The following is an 18,833-nucleotide window of genomic DNA, read 5'->3' on the forward strand; positions in this document are numbered from 1 at the left end:
ATCTGTGAATCAGCCCTCAAAATGTGGTGACTTTTCGGGACTCGCGTAGATAATCCACGGTTTATGCGACGAGGGCAAGTAGCGTTTCAACCGTGAAACAGCTGGCTGGGCGGGTAAGCATCGCCGTGACACTCATCGTGGTGATTGTTTTCGCCCTGTACCGTTACTGGGCCAATCATCTCGAAGGCACAAGTGTCTTCGAAACAGATATTCCACTGGATTTGTGGATTTACCTCCGCGGTGGCGAGCGGGTGCTCGACGGGGTCAATGTCTACGACGCCCCGATCTATGACGACCTTCCGTTCACCTATCCGCCGTTTTCCGCCATGCTGTTCGCGGGGTTGAGCCTGCTGCGCGATGAGACAGTGACCATGCTCTGGCACATTGGCACCCTCATTGGTATCGGGTGGGTCATCTGGGCCTGCCTGAAACGGTTGAAGGTGCAGGTCACTCCGCTGCACGCTGTGCTCATCCCGCTGTTGACCGCCACGTTCGTGCTGATGGCCGAACCACTGCATGCGACGATGTTCTGGGGGCAGATCAATGTCATGCTCATGGTGCTGGTCTGCCTCGACTTCCTGCCGACCAAGTACCGCCTACCGGGCATCGGTGTGGGCCTGGCCGCGGGCATCAAGCTCACCCCGGCGTTTTTCGGACTGCTGTTTCTTGTGCAACGGCGTTGGCTCGATGCCCTGATCAGCTTTGTCACGTTCCTGGTCACAGTTGTCGTCGGGTACCTCACCGTCCCTGATGCGCACGTGTTCTGGACGCGGGCGGCGTTCGATTCCGAGCGCGTCGGCGTGCACACCAACCCGGGGGCGCAGTCGCTGCGCTCCATCCTGATCCGCGTTTACGGGGTAGATTCCACCGCGGTGTGGGCGGCGATCGTCGTCGCCATGATGGTCCTGCTCATCTGGGCGTTGTGGCTGTGCGTCAAGCACGACAACATCCCGGCGGCAGTCGGACTGACCGGCATCGGAGCGTGCATGGTGTCCCCGTTCAGCTGGTACCACCACTGGGTGTGGCTCGTGCCGTTCGGCATCGCTGTGTTCGTCGCAGCCAACCGTGCCGGCGCCGGTTACGCGCAGAACAATCCGGTGCGCTGGCAGGCCGCGGGCGTGCTCTCGGTTGCGGCGTTGTTGCTGGTCATCCTGCCGTACTGCGCAACGAACGTGGCAACGGGGTGGCTCGCGGACGAAAGCTCCACGCCGCTGCAACTGTCTGAACGCTTCCACATGCTCCGCTACGTTGCTGGGGCACTGATCATGATGCTCGGCACGGTGGGGTACTACCTGTTGCAGGAAAAGCGCTACGGCCGCGCACCCGCCGACCGTGCCGCGACTCGCTCCGCAGGCGCAGAGGCGGACGCAGACGCAGACGCAGGCGCAGGCGCTGACGGCTCCACTGTTACTACAGTGGAGGAGCATGATCTACAGCTTCGAGGGCAAAACACCGGTCATCGCTGAATCGGCGTTCGTGGCGCCGGAGGCGACCATCATCGGCGACGTGGTGATCGGGGAGGACGCGGCGATCTTCCCGGGCGTGGTCATCCGCGGTGACGTTGGCGGCATCCGCATCGGTGCCCGCACGAACGTCCAGGACAACAGCGTCATTCACGTCCAGACCGGCACAACGACCGTGCTCGGCGACGATGTCACTGTCGGCCACATGGCCATGGTTCACGGTGAAGAAGTCGGAAACGGCACGATGGTCGGCATGGGGGCGACGGTGCTGGCCTACTCGAAGATCGGCTCAGGCTGCATCATCGGCGGCGGCGCTGTCGTGCTCGAAGGGGCAGAAATTCCCGACGGCTCGCTCGCCGCGGGAGTTCCAGCGAAAGTGCGCCGCGAGCTTTCCGACGACGAAAAGGCCGGGCTGGTCAATCACGCCGCCATGTACGCGGACCTAGGCCGTCGTCACGCTGAGGGGCTCACGGAGCACGAGGTCTAGCGCGACCGCGCGGGCGATGTCGCGCACCATTTCGCGGTGCGTGGGGATCATCCGCAAGCTGGCGGCCGCCCCATCCGGCAGGTTCGCCCGGACGGTGCGGGCGAAGACGGCGGGGGCGTGGGGGTCGTCGATAAACGCGCTGCCAGCGACGACCAACGTGGAGGCGTCATGCTGCGCCATCAAGTCCGCCGCGACGGCGCCCAGCTCCTCAGCCCTCTCGTCGAGGGTCTGTCGGGTGGAGGAGTTGGACGAGGCGTGGGATACAGCGTCGATAAGCGAGCTGGTGGGCTCCTCAATGCGCTCGAGCAGCCCGTGCGTGGTCAGGTCCTCGCGGTCGACCGCGATGGGCAGCACACCTTTGTCTTCGGTGACGGCAGCGCCGATCGAGTCGTCCGCGAAAATCGCCATGATGGAGCCGCTGCCCGGGTGCTGGTCAGACTGGATTTCGGAGCCGATAATGGCAGCGACGGCCGAGGTCACGGTGACCGGGACGGAGAACTGTTCGCGCAGCTGGGCCGCGAACGGAGCATCGTGCCAGCCGAGGTTCGGCGCCGTGACCGCGCCTTGCGGGCTGACTGAGCCGGACGTGGTCACCCCGACGGTGGCCAGCGGGCGGCCCAGATCCGCCATGAGCCGGTTCAGCCCCGCCATGATGTGCTGGATGAAATCGTCCTGGCTGACGCCGGCGACATCGATCTCCACGTCTGTGTCGCGGATTGTGCGGCCTTTGATGTCGAACAGCGCGATGTACGTGGCCGCCGTACCTACCGAAATTCCGGCGTGGACGGGGTGCGTGTCGCTCAGCTCGAGCGGAATGATCGGGCGGCCGCGACCTTTCGACTTCGATAGGTCCGCCCGCTCTGTCACATACCCGGCGCTCATGAGCGCCGCGATGGCGCGCGTGACGGTCGGCTGAGACAGCCCCGTCGCCGTGACGAGCTCACTGCGGGACGTCACAGGACTCAACCGCACCATGTGCAAGCATTTCGCCGTCGGGTTGTGGGGGCGCGAGAACGCGGACCACGAGGATTTCATAGTTTCCATCATAGAACGGAACTAGACCGGCTAGTCTAATCGAGGCCCCCGTAACAGCTCTGGCAGGGCTTTTGCTGCCGTGTCAACCAAAGTTACATTTGAAATTCTAGACAGCTCGGTATGCATTGGGGTGACCTCAATAATGGGAGTCCCCAATTCATGTGCGAGCAGCGGTAACCCGGCCGCCGGAAACACCACCCCGGATGTGCCCACGATGACGACCAAGTCCGCCTCAACCATGCGCCGCTCCGCCTCGTCCCACTCCTTCGGGGGCAACGGCTCACCGAACCACACCACCCCCGGACGCACCAGGTTCCCGCACAGCGGGCACGAAGGAGGCGTGAGCTTTTCGACGGGCTCTTCCGGCAGCTCAATTTCCCCCTTATACGGCCGCGAACACATGGAGCAGCGGAACTCGAACAGGGAGCCGTGCAGGTGCACGATATCGTCCGGGTTGTTTGGGCCGTCAGGGGTGCTGTTGACAAGCACGGCGCGTTCATGCAGATTATCGATGTTCTGCGTGGTCACAGTGACCCGCACTCCCTCGCGGCGGCCCCATTCAGCGATAGCGAGGTGCCCGGCGTTCGGTTCGGCCCGGCTGGCCAGGCGGGCGCGCCAGAGGTACCAGGCCCACATGGGTTCAGGGTCGCGCGCCCAGGCGTCGATCGAGGCCATTGCCTGCGGGTCGACGTTTTCCCACACCCCCGTAACGGCATCGCGGTAGGTGGCGATGCCACTGTCGGCGGACATGCCAGCACCGGTGAAGACTTCCACCCGTTTCGCGTCCCCGACAAGCTGACGTGCATATTCGAGTCCGTCCATGGGCCCCACTGTACCGTTACGTGCAAAGTGCCTTGAAGGGTTAGACTCTGCGTCTATGAGTTCATCCATCTCGGTTGGTTCTGCGGGCAGCGACCGCCAACCCTCGCTCCTCGACGCGACGTGTGAAGACTTCGTCTACGACCTCGCGGAGCTTTCACCTACGGTGGCCACCGAGATCGGCATTCCCGGTCACGACCACGGGTTGCAGGACTTCAGCCCCGAGCACTGGCACGCCATTGCTGACCGCATCCGCGACTTGATCGCCGACGTCGACGCGCTGAACGACGGCACCGACGACTCCGACGATGACGATGATTTCGATGGAGTCGATTACGTCACCGGCGCTATCTTGCGCGACCGGATGGCCGTCGAGCTGGAGTTGCACCACCGCGGGGAGGACCTGCGGATGCTCAACAATATTACCTCGCCGGTGCAGGTCATCCGCAACGCCTTCACCATCATGCCGAAGGTGACAGATGAGGACTTCGACAACATCGCCTCCCGCCTGGGCCAGGTGCGTTACTCGCTGGCGGGCTACCGCGAGTCCTTGGCGGAGGCGGCGAGCCAGGGTGATGTCGCCTCCCAGCGCCAGATCGACGCCGTGATTAGCCAGTGCGAGGCGCTGGCCGAAGACGGCTCGATGTTCGAGGAGCTCGGCCTCGAGGCTGATGCCGAGCCGGTGCGCCAGGCGAAGGAGGCGTTCGCGGAGATGGCGGACTGGCTCTCTTTGGAGCTCGCCCCGCTGGCCGCGCACACCGACGCGGTGGGCCGCGAGCGCTACGAGCTGTTCTCCCAGTTTTTCCTCGGCCGCACCGTTGACTTGGACGAGGCGTACGACTGGTCGCTGGAGACCCTCGCTGAGCTGGTCGAACGCCAGCAGAAGGTTGCGGACGAACTGTACGGCGAGTGCACGGCGCGCAGCGCTTATCGACGTCTCGACGAAGACCCCGACTACACCGTCAACGACGACGTTGCTCTGGTCGATTGGATGCAGGCGATGAGCGACCGGCTGATCTCCCAGCTCGACGGCACGATGTTCACCCTGCCAGAGGAGATCAAGACGCTTGACTGCCGCGTCGACGAGAACCTCGGCGGCGGCCTGCGCTACACCCCTCCGTCAGAGGACCTGTTGCGCCCCGGCATCCTGTCCTGGTCGGTGCCGGAAGGTCAAGAGTGCTTCCACGCCTGGCAGCAGCTGGCCCGCATCTGCCACGAGGGCGTGCCCGGCCACCATGTGCAGCAGGGGATTGCCATGACGCAGCGCAACACCCTCAATCTGTGGCGCCGCACCTTGAACTGGAACGCCGCCCACGGTGAGGGCTGGGCTGTCTACGCGGAGCGCATGATGGACGAGCTCGGCTTTTTCGAGGACCCCGGTTACCGCATGGGTCTGCTTGATTCTCTGCGTCTGCGCCTGGCCCGCGTCGCTGTCGACATTGGTGTGCACCTGCACAAGAAGACCCCGGACGGTGTCGGCAACTGGGACGTGTCCTACGCCAAGGCGTTCCTGCGCGACAACACCGCCATGAACGAGCTGAACCTCACTTTCGAGCTCGACCGCTACATGGGATGGCCGGCACAAGCCACCTCCTACGCGCTCGGTTACCGCGACTGGATGGACCTGCGCGAAAAGGCCTGTGAGAAGGGGATGACACTGCTCGAGTTCCACGACAAGGCGCTGCGCCTGGGTTCTATGCCGATGGACATGTTGGCCCACCAGGTGCTGGGGCACTAACCACTCGGCCGGCCAGTTAGCGCCGCGGCAGCCGCCGGAGGATCTTCGGCAGCGCTGCCGCGAAGACGAGAATGCAGATCAACCTGATCAGCTGCAATGACACCACAGCCGGCCCGCCGCCGCCTTCGCTGGACAGGGCGAGGACGGTTTCGAGGGCGCCGGGGCTCGTCGCTAAGTAGCCCTCGAAATAGGTGATCCCGAGCCAGAGCGAGACGACCCACCCCATGGCTGCGCAGGATGCCATGACCACCACGATGAACGTGATGGTGGCGGGCAGCAATTGCGCGAAGCGTTTCAGGCCGGGCACGTCCAGGCCGCCGCCGCAGATCCACCCGACGGACATGAACGCCATCACGGCCAGCGGCTCGGGCGGGACGATCGGCACCGGCAACACAGCCGCCAGCACGGCGGTGAGAATGAGCGGGCCGAACACGCTCGCCGCGGGCAACCGCGCCCAGGAGCCGAGCCGGTTGCCCACCACCGAGACCGCCGGGATGAGCAGCCACATCCACCACTGCCCGCTCGCGCCCGCGGAATGGTCCGCCCCGGGCGTGACCAGCAGGGAGGCGACGAGCGGCAGCGTCATCGACACCGCGAGCAGCCGCAGGTACTGGGTCAGGGCGACGTAGCGCATGTCGGCACCAAGCTCGCTCGCCAGCGCCGGCATGATCGACGCCCCACCGGACAGCATGGACAGCACGCCTGTTTCGCGGCTGACCCGCCCGCGGGAGTATCCGGCCAGTGAGAGCCCGCCGAAGAACCCGATGCCCACGATCACCGCCGCCGATACCAACCCCGGAACCAGGTAGTGCAGCAGTTCGCGCGGCGGCACCCCGGCCAGCGGCACTGCGGCGAGAACGCCGATGATTCCGCGGCAGAACGCGTAGAACTGCTTGTTCACGTGCAGTTCGCGGCCTGTGCCCAGCGCGGAGATCCCGGAGATGATGATCGCGGCGAGGATCCACGCCGCCGGCACGTTGAAACGCGACAGCGCAAGCCCCAACGCCACCGACGCCGGGGCGACGATCATCCACCGCTGCCACTGCTTCACGTCGGGCTATGCTACTCCCCGTGACTGTCCTCCTTGTTCTCGCCGCTGCGCTCGCGGGCTGGGTGGACGCGGTCATCGGCGGGGGAGGGCTGATTCTCATTCCGGCGCTCATGGCCGGCACGTCGCTTTCGCCGGCGGCGGTGTTGGCGACGAACAAGATCGCATCAGTCTCCGGCACGGGCTCGGCGGCGGTCACGCTGGTCCGTCGCGTAGGCGCGTCGCGGCATATCTGGGGTTACGCGCTCATCGCGGGGTTACTCGCAGCCTGCGGCGCGGCGTTCGCTTCGCTTATCGACGCTTCCATCCTCCGCCCCCTCATCATCACCCTTCTTCTGACCGTGGGGGTGTTCGTGGCATTCAACCCGTCGTTCGGGACGGCGTCGGCGAACCCGATCTTGACGCGCCGCCGCGTCGTGTTGGGCGCGTGCCTGGTGGCGGCAATTGGGTTTTACGACGGCATTTTCGGCCCCGGCACCGGCATGTTCCTCATCATGGGTTTCACGGCGTTGTTCGCCCAAGACTTTCTGCGCTCGGCCGCGATGGCGAAGGTGGTCAACACCGCCACCAACGTGGGTGCGCTGGTGGTGTTCATCTCGGCCGGGTTCGTGGACTGGCCGCTTGCGCTCGCCTTAGCGGCCGCGAATATCGTCGGCGCGCAGATCGGTGCCCGCACCGTCCTCGGTGGCGGGGCGCGGCTGGTCCGCTACGCCTTGCTGGCCCTCGTGGTGGTGCTTTCTGGCTATTTGATTTACCAGCAGATCGCGTAGCGGGCCACAGCTCGCGTTCAGCCCCCGGCGTTACGGTGAGTGTGTGCTTAGAACGATGAATGCGGTCGCCGTGACTGTCGGCCCGCTGGGCGGCGAGGACTGTGCAGACGTCGAGGACGTCGTGGAAGCGGCGTTATGGTTTGCGCGTCAAACCAGCGCGGAGAAACTTCGCCTCATTGCTGAGCCGGAGGAAATGCTGCAGCTCGCCGTCGCCCTGGCCACCCGGGAGGAAATCCCGGATAACCTCGTGCTTGTGGAGACCGGCCACGAGCTCAACGACGAGTTCGTCGCCGTCTCCTCCGACTTCGTCCTGAAACTTACTCGAGAACAAGCGAGCCGTTGACCAGACCGATCACGGCGAAGACAGCACCGACTGCAATGAGCGCCACCACGACCCATTCGAAGGTGTTGAACGGCTTTTCCTTCACGGCTAGGCGCGTCCACACGTAGGCGATGAGGCCCGGGATGACGGCCAACGCACCGAATAGGACGTACACCGGGTCAGCTGCGTAAATCAGCCACAGTGAGTAGATGAAGCCGATAATTCCGATGGCGAGGTGCCGGCGGTTGTCGGCTGCGGAGACTTCGGGGCCGGAGTCGTCGAAAAGCTTTCCGGCGTGCGGGTGTGTCAGCCCCTTGCCGCGCACCGCTAGCAGAATGAGGTACAGCGTCGAGAAGATGTACGGCAGCAAGTACATGATCGTGGCTAGCTGCACCATCGCGTTGTAGGACGTCTCGTTGGCGAAGAAGAGGATGACGCAGAACTGCACCACCGCCGTGGAGATCAACTGTGCGATGTACGGCGCGCCCGAGGCGTTTGTGGTGGCCAGGCGCTTCGGCAGTAGGCCGTCCGTGGCCATCATGACGATCGGTTCCGCGCACAGCATCTGCCACGAGATGTAGGCGCCGAGCACCGACAAGCACAGGCCGATGGAGATGAGCACACCACCCCACGGGCCGACTGCAGCTTCGAGCACTGCGCCCATCGAGTTGTCCGGCAGCGCGGCGAGTTCCTCGCGGGTGAGCACGCCGTACGACAGCGTCGACACCGCTACCAGCAGCGCCAGCACCGACAGAAAGCCGATCACGGTCGCCCGGCCAACGTCCTGGCGGGAGCGGGCCTGCTTGGAGTACACCGACGCGCCCTCAATGCCGATGAAGACCCACACGGTGAACAGCATGATTCCCTGGAGCTGCTCGGACAGCGGAATGCCGGAGTTCTCACCCCAGAAGTCGAGCGTGAATTTGTCCCAGCTGAAGCCGACGAACGCGATGAGCACGATGAAGGCGAGGATGGGCACGAGCTTGGCGATCGTCGTGATCAAGTTCATCGCCGCCGCCTGCTTGATGCCGCGTGTCAGCGCGAAGAAGATACCCCACGTCAAAAGCGACACCGAAATGGCCATCACCCACGTGTTGTCCGGGTCGAAGAACGGGATGTAGTGGCCCAGCGTGCCGAAGAACAGCGTGGCATACCCCACCTGCGCGATCACCGAGCCGAGCCAGTAGCCCCAACCGGAGGTGAAACCGATGAAGTCGCCGAGGCCGGCGCGCACGTAGGAGTACACGCCGGAATCCAGGTGCGGCTTGCGCCGGGCGAGGGTCTGGAAGACGAAAGCAACGGACAACATGCCCACGCCCGCGATCGCCCAGCCGATGAGCATCGCGCCGGGGCTGGCCACCGATGCAATATTCTGCGGCAGCGCGAAAATTCCGGAGCCGACAGTCGAACCAATAATGAGGGAGACCAGCGTCCAAATCGTCACTGAGGGCGCGCGCTGGTTATGGGCAGTACTCATAGATAAATAACTTACTGTGTTAAGCCTATAAAATTCACATCCGGTTCTTAGTCCGCGCTGTCGCAGGCGCAGTCCACGGGTCCTCCGGCCAGGGGTGCTTCGGGTACCGGCCGCGCATTTCTTTGCGCACGTCCTGGTAGGGCCCGTTCCAAAAGCTCTCCGGGTCGTCGGTCACAGCGAGTTCGCGGCCCGCGGGCGAGAGCAGGTGAAACAGCACCCTCTCATTGCTTATCGACGGGCTCACCCCCAAACCGAAGCACTCCTGCAACTTCACCTTCACCACCGGCCGGCCGCTGCTGTAGTCAATGCGGGGGTGGGAGCCGCTCGGCACAGATAGCTTTTCGGGGGCGAGCTCATCCATCCTGGCGGCTTCGGGCCAGGGGAGCTGCCGGGTGAGGGCGGCGTGCATATCCAGCTTGTCCAGTGGGGTGCCGTGGGCGAGCTGCTGGGTCTCTGGCGAGTAGTCGCCCTTTGTAACGTCCGGCCACGGGTCGCCGTGCTGGGCGTGGAGGAAATCGAGCCGCTCTTTGAGTCGTCTGGCTTTGTCGTCGAGGGGGAACTGCTCGAAGCTCAGGTGCTTCAGCGCCTCCGCCGCTTCCTCGGCGGTGAGTTGAATGGGTGTTGAATCCAGCTCAATGGCGCCTATGGAACGAACCCGGCGGCCGCGCACTTTGCCGCCCTCGAGCGTGGCTGTGGTCTCGGTGGTGACGCGGTGTGCGGGGAAGTCAGTCGCCGCCGCCGCGCGAATGATGGCGCCCTTGTGCGTCAGCTGTACTTCGGCGGCGACGATCCAGTCGGCGGGCGGGATGGACGAGTCGAGAGTTGCGCGGGTGCCGCTGGCCAGCAAGTATTCACGCTCGTCGAGACGCTTCGCCACCCACTCCGGGTAGGCGGAGGCGACCACATCGCCCGCCGGGACCGGCGCAGAATCTGGCACCATCTTCGCTAGGCGTTGGATCAGGTTCTTCGGCGCGCGGGCGTGGGCGTGGGCAAGGTCGCCGCCGATTCCCTCGGCGAGCGCAGCGACGGTCGGCGCGGCCCCGGAGCCGTGTTCTAACAGCGCGGCACCGAGGCGCGGGTCGAGCGGAAGGCGGGAGAGCTGTTCGCCGATGGGGGTGATGGTGCCGTCTTCGAGCGCGCCGAGCGCCTCCAACGTTCGATGCGCGGCTTCCAGTGCGCCGGCAGGTGGCTGGGTCAGTAGCGGTAGATCCGGTGAGCCCCACGCCGCCAACGTCAACGCCGCAGAGGTCAGGTCCGACGTGGCGATCTCCGGCACAATATCGGCGCTGAAGTGCTGGTAGTCGGATTCCGAGTACGCCCGCAGCACCTCGCCCGGTCCGAGACGTCCCGCGCGGCCGGCACGCTGGTCCGCGCTGGTCTTCGCCGCTGAAACGGTGACCAGGCCCGTCATGCCGCGGGCAGCGTCGCGGCGGGGGACGCGCGACAGCCCGGCGTCGACGACGCGACGGACACCGGGGACGGTAATGGAGGACTCGGCAATGGATGTCGCCACGACGACCGGGGCATCACCGTTTAGCGCGTCATCTTGTTCTTTCGAGCTCAGCCGGCCATGGAGTGGCGCAGCGGAACCGTTCGGCAGGTGCGCGCAGACCTGGTCCACTTCGCGCACGCCGGGAACGAACACGAGGGTGCGTTCGCTGGCGCCGTGCGCCAGGTCGGCGACGTGCGCGTAGAACTCCGGCGACCCCTCAGCACGGCCCGGATGCGGGTGGTAGGAGACGTCCAGCGGATGGGTGACTACTTCGGTGGAGAGGATCTGGGCACCCATGTGCTCCGCCAGGGCGGCCGCGTCGAGGGTGGCCGACATCGCCGCCAGGTATAAGTCCTCGCGCAGGAAGGCGACCTCCATGGCCATCGCCAGGACAAGGTCGGTGTCTAGCTGACGCTCGTGAACCTCGTCGATGATCACCGCGCTGACGCCGGTCAGTTCCGGGTCCTTCAACAGGCGGTTGAGCAAAACCCCCGGCGTGACGAACTCGACTAACGACCCATCCCGGTGTTCTCCGCGGATGGAGTAGCCGACGCGGTGGGAGGAGCCGTCGAGAAGCGAAAGGCGTCGCGCGGCCGCACGCACCGCAACTCTGCGCGGGGCCGTGGCCAGCGTCAACCCTTCGACTTTGTTGCTGATCGCCGGCGGGACCAGCGTCGTCTTACCCGTGCCGGGCGGAGCCTCAACCACCAACGGGCCGTGCGCGGGCAGGTCGCCGATCACGCCGGCGACGGGGAGGCCCTGGCCAATCACGGAGAGGTCGAACATGTCGGACTAGGGTAGCCGAAATGCACACTGTAGTGCGCAAAGCGCGGTTTACAGGGGTTTGCGGGGCGCTTTAGTGTCAGGAAGCGAAGGGGGAAACATGACATTTCACAGCCACACTTTCCACTACCAGCCAGACCTCAACGACGACTACAGCTACCCAGCCGCCATCATGGCCACCGACCTGTCCACGGGGGAGACAGTCAGCGCCATCCTGCGGGTCGATCATCCAGCCGCGCCCGCAGCGCACGACGTCCGCGCCGTCGCCGCATTGCACAAGCTTATCGACGAGTTCTACGCCAACTTCACCATCGGCATCCCATTCCACGAAGTGCCCACCGGCGACCACATCACCTGCGAATGCAACCCGGACGTCGAAGGCGACGACATCGATGCCGCGCTGACCATGCTCATGCAGGTCCACGTGACCGGCCCAGCGCAGCTCGCCGCCGGCGCATACGAAACGTTCACCATCGACTACCGGCCGAACCAGACTGAGCACTACCCGCTGGCGATCTTCAGCTACCACCAGACCAGCGGCCGGTTCACCGGTTTCGCACTTGCGGAACCGAACCCGTTCCTACCGCGCCTCAACCGCCAGCAAAAGCGGACAATCAAACGCGAAATGGACGCCTTCTTCCACCGCCTCAACGCCGGTAACGCCCAAGAGGCACTGAGCAGGCTCGACCGGCCGCGGTTCGGTGTATTCCGCATCGATCACTACCACACCCGCAACATTCACAAGGCCCTCCAGTTAGGAATCACTGACCTCTACGTGGCCCACTTCGGCGACAGCGCTGAGGAATTCGACGACGAGATCGAGGACTACTGGGACTACCTCGATGACTTCGACGACTTCGACGACTTTGAGGAGCGCAGCGCCTAGCCCGCGCTTTCCTCACCCGCACCGTTCAGCTTCCGCACGACCTTTCCCGGCACCCCGGCGACCAGCGAGTCGTCGGGGATGTCGCGCGTGACCACCGTCCCCGCCGCGATGACGCAACGGTCGCCGACGGTCACGCCGGGTAACACCATGGCGCCGGCGCCGAACCAGCAGTCGTCGCCGATGCGGACGGGGCGGCCGCGCTCCCAACCGTCGGCACGCTGCTGGGCGTTGTCGACCGGGTGCTCAACGGTGATGATCTGGCAGGCCGGCCCGAACAGCGTGCGCTTGCCCACTGTCACTTCGGCCACGTCGAGGATGACGCAGTTGTAGTTGAGGAAGCAGTCCTCGCCGAAGGTGGTGTGCACGCCAAACTCGAAGTAGATGGGGGCGAAGACGCCGGGGAGGGAGGAGCCGTCGGCAAGCATCGCACGCAGCAGCTCCTCGGCGCGGGCCGGGTCGGTGTTGCCGAGCGCGTTGAATTCACGCATCAGCTTCCACACCTTTGCGTGCGCGGCCTCGGGCTCGGGTGACCCAGGTTGGTACCAGTTGCCGGCGGCGAGATCGCGGAGGGTGTAGTCCATGCCCGCCAGGATAGACTTCCCCGCATGGAGAAAATTGCTGTAGTCACGGGCGGTTCCGCTGGCATCGGGGAGGCTGCGTGCCGGGCGCTCGCGGGTGACGGATGGACCGTGTACGTTGCGGCGCGGCGCAAGGAGCGGTGCCGCGCTATTGCCGACGAGATCGGTGGTGTCGCGGTCGAGTTGGATGTGACGGATCAGGGGAGCGTCGATAAGCTTGCGGAGCTTGTGCCGCGCGTGGATCTGCTGGTCAACAACGCGGGCGGCGCGAAGGGCCTTGATTTTCTGCGCGACGCGAAGCCGGAGGATTGGGACTGGATGTACCAGACCAACGTCATGGGCACCGTGCGCGTGACCAAGGCGCTGTACCCCGCGCTCGTGGCGGCTGAGGGCCTGGTCATCAACGTCGGATCGGTCGCAGGATGGGACGCTTATGTCGGCGGCGCCGGATACAACGCGGCGAAGTTCGGTCTGCGCGCCCTCACGCGCGCTTTTCGACGAGAAGAAGCCGCCACCCCCATCCGCATCACCGAAATCGACCCCGGCCGGGTGGAAACCGACTTCGCCTTCAACCGCCTCGGCGATGAAGAAAAAGCCGCGCAGGTCTATGCCGATAAACTCAACCTCACCGCCGAGGATGTCGCCGAAGCGATCCGGTGGGTTGCGTCACTGCCACCGCACGTCAACATCGACACGATGAACATCATGCCGCGCGACCAAGCAGAACGCTAAACATTAGGAGCTAGTAGTGACTGTTTCGACCTATCTCGCCCTGATCGGCATTTGGATCGCCGCAATCGCCAGCCCGGGGCCTGATCTCGTGCAGATCATCCGCGTCGGTGCGAAGTCGCGCGCCGCCGGTGTCGCCTGCGCGTTCGGCATTATGGCCGGCAACGCGCTGTGGATCGCGGCATCCCTGCTAGGGCTTGGCGCCCTGATTCAGGCTGTGCCGCAGGTGCTCGCCGTGCTGCAGCTGATCGGCGGGGCCTATCTGCTGTGGATGGGTGTGGGCGCGGTACGTTCCGGGCTGGCCGCGCGCGGCCAGGGTGCTTCCAGTGTCTCCACGGCCGCGACAGACACTACCGATGCGCCACCGGCTGGCACCGTGCTATCCGCGCGCCGGGCGTTCGCCACCGGTGTGCTCACCAATCTTTCCAATCCGAAGGCGGTGTTGTTTTTCGGGGCAGTGTTCGCTCAGTTCATGACACCGGGGATGGGCTGGGGGTGGGTGGCCCTCATCCTCGTCACGCTGGCGCTAATTGGGGTGGCGTGGTTTGTGGGGTTCGCGGTGGGCGTCGATAAGCTTGCGGGGGTTTTGGCGCGCTGGGGGCACATTGTTGACGTTGTGACGGGCGTGATCTTCGTGGCGCTGGCGGTATGGATGATCGCCGAGGGCGCGCTCAGTGTCGCCGCAAGCCTTTAAATTCTCACACCTAAACACACCTTCACCTCCAGTAACAGGTGAGCTGGGGGAAGCTGGAACCGCGCTTGGGCCGCTGGGCAGAACGTGAGTCCACGGGGTACAACAACGCTGTGAGAACCATGGCAAAACGAATGTGCGCGCTCGTACTCGTGCTGGTGATAGCCGTCGGTCTGGCGCCGGCCGCACAGGCAGTGGATGTGAAGCGCGGCGCGCCAGGCGGACGAACCGCGGTGGCCGTCTACCACCCGGACGGATCGTGGACCGGGTCGCCGGACGCGCACCAGCCGCGCGCGGCGTTGTCGCTGAGCAAGCTCTACCTCGGCTAGGGGGTACTCCAGCACGGTGCGCCCGTGGATAAGGCCCAGGTAGAGCACATGATTCGTGTGTCGTCAGACTCGATCGCGGCACACCTTGACCGCCGGTACCCGCAGGCCATTGACGCTGTCGCGCGGCAGTTCGGCCTGACCAACACCGCGCGCCGCGGCCGCTGGGGTAACACGGCGACCTCGACCTATGACGCTGCCAAGTTCGTCGAAAGCATCCGCCGCGACCCGCTCGCCGCACCGATCATCCGCGGCATGCGGACCGCCTCCCCGATCGCGCAGGACGGCTTCCGCCAGGACTACGGAACGTCGCGTCTCCCCGGCGCCGAGGGGACGAAGTTCGGCTGGTCCGACGACCGCCGCTCCTACACCGCCACCGTCAGTTTCGGCCCCGGCTGGACCGCCGCCGCGATGACGGTCGGTGATGCGGGTGCGAACACGCACGATGCGCTGGCCATGATCGATCCGGCGCAACCGGCGCCGTCTGCACCGATGAGCTCGGTCGGCCCGTGGAGCATCCCGCTCGTCCCGCTCCGCGACATTCTGCCCCCGCAGGTGCCGTACCAGATCCGTGACGCCGTTCCGCGCGATGTCCTCGTGCGCGCGGGACCGGTACAATTCAGGCCATGATCCTTACAACGACGCCTACCGTCGAAGGCCGGCGCATCACGGAGTACATGCGCATCATCGGCGGCGAGACCATTGCCGGCATGAACATGTTCAAAGATATGGGCGCGGGTTTCCGCAACATGGTCGGTGGCCGCGCAAGCTCGTGGGAACAGGAGCTTGTCCGGTCCCGCGACAGCGCGCTCAACGAGCTGTGGGAGCGCGCCCGGCAGATCGGCGCTGACGCGGTGGTCAACATCGAGGTGGATTACTCGCCGATGGGGCAGAACAACACGATGATGCTGGTTGCGGCGACTGGCACTGCCGTCAGACTCGATTAATGGAATTACCCATTAAGCTCGGCCAGTTTCTCAAGCTGGCCAATCTCGTCGAGTCCGGAGGCGAAGCGAAAGAGCTCATCGCCGCAGGTGAGGTCGCGGTCAATGGTGAGGTAGTCACGTCGCGCGGCTTTTCGCTTGACGACGGCGACGAGGTCTCCATCCCAGGCCACACCATCACCGTCACCGGTACCGGTGCAGACGACGATGACGACTACTTTGACGAGCGCACCGCGAACGACGATTTCGACCCTGAGAAGTGGAGGAACCTCTAACCCATGCCCGCTTTCGAAGCCCGTCCGGGCATGCCGTATTGGATCGACTTGTTCTCGAGCGAGCTGCGAAAGTCCTCTTATTTCTACTCCCGCATCCTCGGTTGGGATGTGGAGGGTGCCGACATGCCAGGCGCAGATAACCAGGGCGCTGACGACGGTTCCTACCGGGTTGCTCGCGTTCAGGGGCTGCCGGTTGCAGGTCTCGTCGCCCAGAAAACTGATTCCACCGGCACGGACATGCCCGACGCGTGGGTGACGTACTTCTATACCACCGACATTGAGCGCGACTCGGAAAAGGTGGCGCAGCTCGGTGGACGTGTTCTTGCAGAGCCGGCGCAGGTGTCCTTGGGGAAGATGGCTCTGTGCGCCGACGTTGCTGGTGGGTGGTTCGGACTGTTCCAGCCGTCGGGGGAGGACGCCTTTGTGGCGGCTGGCGAACCTGGGACCCCCGTGTGGCACGAGTACACCTGCACCGGGGATGTGCAGGCCGTGGTGGACTTTTACCGTTCGCTCTTTGAGTGGGGGGTTGACCACGACAACGGTTACCACGTTGCCATGCAAGACGGCGCCGCATTTGCCGGTGTGTGGGATGCATCCGACACGATTCCGGCGGAGGTGCCGAGCTTTTGGCAGACCTTCCTTGGCGTCGCCAACGTGGCTCAGGTGCGCGGCCGGGTCGAGGAGCTCGGCGGGGAGATTGTGCGTGGCCCGGAGAATTCACCGTTCGGGGTGCTGTTGACGGTGGCGGATTCGACGGGTGCCGTCGTCACGCTGTGCGAAGTCAATGAACCTGTCGACGAGGACGAACTCGACGAAGCCGAGTCCGTGCTTGAGGTTCTTGACCGTCACCAGGCATAATTGCGTGCTGTGAAGCGGTTTTTTGCCGCCGCGGCGACACGCGTAGCCAGAGCAGTCCGTACTGCTGGCGTAGCCAGTGCAACATGCGTAGTCGGTGCGGCCTTCGTCGTCGCGCCGTTGCCCCCTGCGGCGGCTGTCGATGTGCTGCCGGGGGATCCGGGTGAGCGCACTGATCTCGTCGTCATGCATGACGACGGCCGGTGGACCGGCTCCCCGGGCGCCCAAGACCCCCGACCAGCACTGTCTTTGGCGAAGCTGTACCTCGGTTACTGGGTCCTGCTGGAGGGAAAGCCGGAGGATCAGGGGAAGGTCCTGCGGATGATGCGCACGTCGTCCGATGCCGTCGCCGGTGAGCTGGATGCTGCGTACCCGGAGGCGATCAACGAGGTCGCCGAGCTTTTCGAGCTGACCAACACCTACAGCAGTGGCTTCTGGGGCCGGTCGTCAACCTCGCCGTACGACCTCGCACGCTTCATCACCGCAATTATCGACGATCCCGTCGCCGAACCCATCATCCGCGGCATGGCCAACCACGCCCCTTTTGCCGAGGACGGCTTCAAACAGGACTTCGGCACCGATCAAATGGCCGGTGTGATTGGCTCGAAGTTCGGCTGGTCCGATGATCGCGCTGGCGCGTTCGGCTCGGTGTCCTTTGGCCCAAGTTGGGTCATCGCCGCTATGTCCTACGGCGATGTCGACGAGCACACCAATGACGTCCATGACTGGATCGACCAGAGCGAGGACGATCTGATCTTCAACCTCGACCGCGAGGAAGCCGAGGAGCGCGGGCTGACCGACGGCACCGACCGGCTTCAGGTGTGGCTCAGCGACTACGGCCGCAGCGAACCCGTGCCCACGATCCGGCCGATCATCCCCGAAAACGACACCGGCGACCGCGACACAGAGGACGCCGACGACCGCGACGCTGACGACTAGACGGCGCTTATCGCTCTTGCTGGCCAGGTTAAGCCGCTAATGCCCGCTCAACAGGGGCCGCCCCGAAAAGCACGTCCATTGCCCCAAAGCGGTGTCGGGGGTTGATCCGTTGGTTGCCGTATGGGGAGATCCACACCGGCCTGCCGTCACGCATCTCGATGCGGCCGCGGGTGCGGTGGATGGAGGGGTCGTCGTCGTTAATGCGGTTGTGGTAGCGGCACAGCGGGACCAGGTTGGACACGTTGGTTTCGCCGCCGTTCTTCCAGGCGTCTGCGTGGTGGACTTGGCACAGGTCGGCGGCGTGGTGGCAGTCGGGATGCGCGCAGACGGGTTGCACCGCGCGGGCGAGGTCGCGCTGCTTGTCGTTGGCCAGACGCTGTGAGCGGTACATGTTCACGGCCCCTTCAGTCGGGTGGAACAGCGCCGCCTCCAGGTGCGGGGTGTTGGATGCGATCTGGTTGAGGTATTCGGCGCCGGTCATGGTGGTGCCGTTGGTGAGGCCGAGGACGACGTCGTCCCCCTCGCCGTCCATGATCTTGGTGTAATCGGGCAACCCGACGAGCAGCAAGGGCCGAGGCACGGCCTCTGGTACACCGCCGCCGTCTCTGAGCAGTGCTATGAGTTTGGCGGCCATATGGCGACCGGGGGAAGTGACGCTGTCCAGCCCGGACATGAGCAGGTGCTTCAAGTCGGCCATGAACTTTTCCGACGCCGTCAACGTCAACGTCGCGTACCCGTCTTTCGGCTCGCTGATACTGGCGTGCTCCTGGCGAGCGGGCGGCTCCTTCGGCGGGACGATGTTCTTGAGCAGCTTCGACATGGCGGCGCATGTGCGTCCGATGCGGGAGGCCGCCGACAGCACTTTCATGCGCATGGTGTGCCGTCGGGTGGCGTGTTTGATGTGGCGGATGGCGCGCTCGATGGTGGCGAGCATCCCGATGGACAAGCCCAGCGCGGTCGCCTTCGCAACCGCTTTGGCTTGCTTGGTGTCCGATAAGCCTTCCCCGAAGTAGGCGTCGTGGACGAGTTTCCAGTTGTTGACCACCGACGGTTCCACGCCGGCGTTCAACGCTTGTTGTTTGTTGAAGTCTTTCAGTGCCCCCAACCTTGGGGCGCTGTGTGCGCTGACAAGGTCATTGAAAGTGTCCATGCCCGCAACACTAACCCTGTTTTTGC

The 18,833-nt window shown here is 64.7% G+C and carries 21 protein-coding genes; 14 read left to right on the forward strand and 7 right to left on the reverse strand.

Annotated elements, in window-relative coordinates:
• The first annotated feature begins 92 nt into the window (after positions 1–92).
• Both KBX17_RS03960 and KBX17_RS03965 read left to right on the forward strand, forming a co-directional pair.
• Positions 93–1,466, forward strand: coding sequence for a glycosyltransferase 87 family protein (locus KBX17_RS03960; protein ID WP_256018582.1), 1,374 nt, complete (start codon positions 93–95; stop codon positions 1,464–1,466).
• On the forward strand, positions 1,426–1,950 hold the full coding sequence (locus KBX17_RS03965; protein WP_256018583.1) for a gamma carbonic anhydrase family protein: 525 nt from the start codon (positions 1,426–1,428) through the stop codon (positions 1,948–1,950). The genes KBX17_RS03960 and KBX17_RS03965 overlap by 41 nt, the downstream gene beginning before the upstream one ends.
• On the opposite strand, the gene KBX17_RS03970 is transcribed toward KBX17_RS03965, so the two are convergent.
• Entirely contained in the window at positions 1,906–2,985 is a 1,080-nt protein-coding gene (locus KBX17_RS03970) for an ROK family protein (protein ID WP_256018585.1), read from the reverse strand. The genes KBX17_RS03965 and KBX17_RS03970 overlap by 45 nt on opposite strands.
• Positions 2,986–3,015: 30 nt before the next feature.
• On the reverse strand, positions 3,016–3,807 hold the full coding sequence (locus KBX17_RS03975) for an NAD-dependent deacylase (protein WP_256018586.1): 792 nt from the start codon (positions 3,805–3,807) through the stop codon (positions 3,016–3,018).
• A 55-nt stretch (positions 3,808–3,862) separates the two neighbouring features.
• Here KBX17_RS03975 and KBX17_RS03980 point away from each other — a divergent pair, with 55 nt between their 5' ends.
• A complete protein-coding gene (locus KBX17_RS03980; RefSeq protein WP_256018588.1) occupies positions 3,863–5,542 on the forward strand; it encodes a DUF885 domain-containing protein in 1,680 nt (559 codons plus the stop codon).
• 16 nt (positions 5,543–5,558) lie between these two features.
• Here the strand turns inward: KBX17_RS03980 and KBX17_RS03985 are convergent, their stop codons facing one another.
• Positions 5,559–6,593 (reverse strand): AbrB family transcriptional regulator, encoded by a 1,035-nt coding sequence (locus KBX17_RS03985; RefSeq protein WP_256018589.1) that lies wholly within the window; start codon positions 6,591–6,593, stop codon positions 5,559–5,561.
• 8 nt (positions 6,594–6,601) lie between these two features.
• Between KBX17_RS03985 and KBX17_RS03990 the strand changes: the two genes are divergently transcribed.
• Both KBX17_RS03990 and KBX17_RS03995 read left to right on the forward strand, forming a co-directional pair.
• Positions 6,602–7,360 (forward strand): TSUP family transporter, encoded by a 759-nt coding sequence (locus KBX17_RS03990; protein ID WP_256018591.1) that lies wholly within the window; start codon positions 6,602–6,604, stop codon positions 7,358–7,360.
• Between the two features lie 43 nt (positions 7,361–7,403).
• On the forward strand, positions 7,404–7,703 hold the full coding sequence (locus tag KBX17_RS03995; protein ID WP_256018592.1) for a hypothetical protein: 300 nt from the start codon (positions 7,404–7,406) through the stop codon (positions 7,701–7,703).
• On the opposite strand, the gene KBX17_RS04000 is transcribed toward KBX17_RS03995, so the two are convergent.
• Together KBX17_RS04000 and KBX17_RS04005 are read right to left on the reverse strand one after the other, a co-directional pair.
• Complete coding sequence (locus KBX17_RS04000) at positions 7,678–9,159, reverse strand: amino acid permease (protein WP_256018594.1); 1,482 nt, start codon at positions 9,157–9,159, stop codon at positions 7,678–7,680. The genes KBX17_RS03995 and KBX17_RS04000 overlap by 26 nt on opposite strands.
• A gap of 34 nt (positions 9,160–9,193) precedes the next feature.
• Complete coding sequence (locus KBX17_RS04005) at positions 9,194–11,437, reverse strand: ATP-dependent RNA helicase (RefSeq protein WP_256018596.1); 2,244 nt, start codon at positions 11,435–11,437, stop codon at positions 9,194–9,196.
• Positions 11,438–11,534: 97 nt separating this feature from the next.
• Here KBX17_RS04005 and KBX17_RS04010 point away from each other — a divergent pair, with 97 nt between their 5' ends.
• On the forward strand, positions 11,535–12,320 hold the full coding sequence (locus KBX17_RS04010) for a hypothetical protein (protein WP_256018597.1): 786 nt from the start codon (positions 11,535–11,537) through the stop codon (positions 12,318–12,320).
• On the opposite strand, the gene KBX17_RS04015 is transcribed toward KBX17_RS04010, so the two are convergent.
• Complete coding sequence (locus KBX17_RS04015; RefSeq protein WP_256018598.1) at positions 12,317–12,901, reverse strand: sugar O-acetyltransferase; 585 nt, start codon at positions 12,899–12,901, stop codon at positions 12,317–12,319. The genes KBX17_RS04010 and KBX17_RS04015 overlap by 4 nt on opposite strands.
• 24 nt (positions 12,902–12,925) lie before the next feature.
• On the opposite strand from KBX17_RS04015, the gene KBX17_RS04020 reads away from it, so the two are divergent.
• The 8 genes from KBX17_RS04020 to KBX17_RS04055 all read left to right on the forward strand — a co-directional run bounded on the left by KBX17_RS04020 (position 12,926) and on the right by KBX17_RS04055 (position 17,657).
• The gene (locus tag KBX17_RS04020; RefSeq protein WP_256018599.1) at positions 12,926–13,630 is read left to right on the forward strand and encodes an SDR family oxidoreductase; all 705 of its coding nucleotides are present in this window, start codon (positions 12,926–12,928) and stop codon (positions 13,628–13,630) included.
• 16 nt (positions 13,631–13,646) lie between these two features.
• On the forward strand, positions 13,647–14,321 hold the full coding sequence (locus tag KBX17_RS04025; RefSeq protein ID WP_256018601.1) for a LysE family translocator: 675 nt from the start codon (positions 13,647–13,649) through the stop codon (positions 14,319–14,321).
• A 119-nt stretch (positions 14,322–14,440) separates the two neighbouring features.
• Positions 14,441–14,647 carry a hypothetical protein gene (locus KBX17_RS04030; protein WP_256018603.1) on the forward strand — a complete coding sequence of 69 codons (207 nt, stop codon included), beginning with the start codon at positions 14,441–14,443 and terminating at the stop codon, positions 14,645–14,647.
• Positions 14,648–14,671: 24 nt separating this feature from the next.
• On the forward strand, positions 14,672–15,274 hold the full coding sequence (locus KBX17_RS04035) for a hypothetical protein (protein ID WP_256018605.1): 603 nt from the start codon (positions 14,672–14,674) through the stop codon (positions 15,272–15,274).
• Complete coding sequence (locus KBX17_RS04040) at positions 15,271–15,591, forward strand: heavy metal-binding domain-containing protein (protein ID WP_255997196.1); 321 nt, start codon at positions 15,271–15,273, stop codon at positions 15,589–15,591. The genes KBX17_RS04035 and KBX17_RS04040 overlap by 4 nt, the downstream gene beginning before the upstream one ends.
• Complete coding sequence (locus KBX17_RS04045) at positions 15,591–15,863, forward strand: RNA-binding S4 domain-containing protein (RefSeq protein ID WP_255997195.1); 273 nt, start codon at positions 15,591–15,593, stop codon at positions 15,861–15,863. Before KBX17_RS04040 ends, KBX17_RS04045 begins: the two co-directional genes overlap by 1 nt.
• A 3-nt stretch (positions 15,864–15,866) precedes the next feature.
• Entirely contained in the window at positions 15,867–16,721 is an 855-nt protein-coding gene (locus KBX17_RS04050) for a VOC family protein (RefSeq protein ID WP_256018606.1), read from the forward strand.
• A gap of 9 nt (positions 16,722–16,730) precedes the next feature.
• The gene (locus KBX17_RS04055; protein WP_256018608.1) at positions 16,731–17,657 is read left to right on the forward strand and encodes a hypothetical protein; all 927 of its coding nucleotides are present in this window, start codon (positions 16,731–16,733) and stop codon (positions 17,655–17,657) included.
• Positions 17,658–17,685: 28 nt separating this feature from the next.
• Here the strand turns inward: KBX17_RS04055 and KBX17_RS04060 are convergent, their stop codons facing one another.
• Positions 17,686–18,807, reverse strand: coding sequence for an HNH endonuclease signature motif containing protein (locus KBX17_RS04060; protein WP_256018609.1), 1,122 nt, complete (start codon positions 18,805–18,807; stop codon positions 17,686–17,688).
• Positions 18,808–18,833: the final 26 nt, after the last annotated feature.

Source organism: Corynebacterium sp. CCUG 65737, assembly GCF_024454115.1.
GTDB classification, from domain to species: Bacteria; Actinomycetota; Actinomycetes; order Mycobacteriales; family Mycobacteriaceae; genus Corynebacterium; species Corynebacterium genitalium.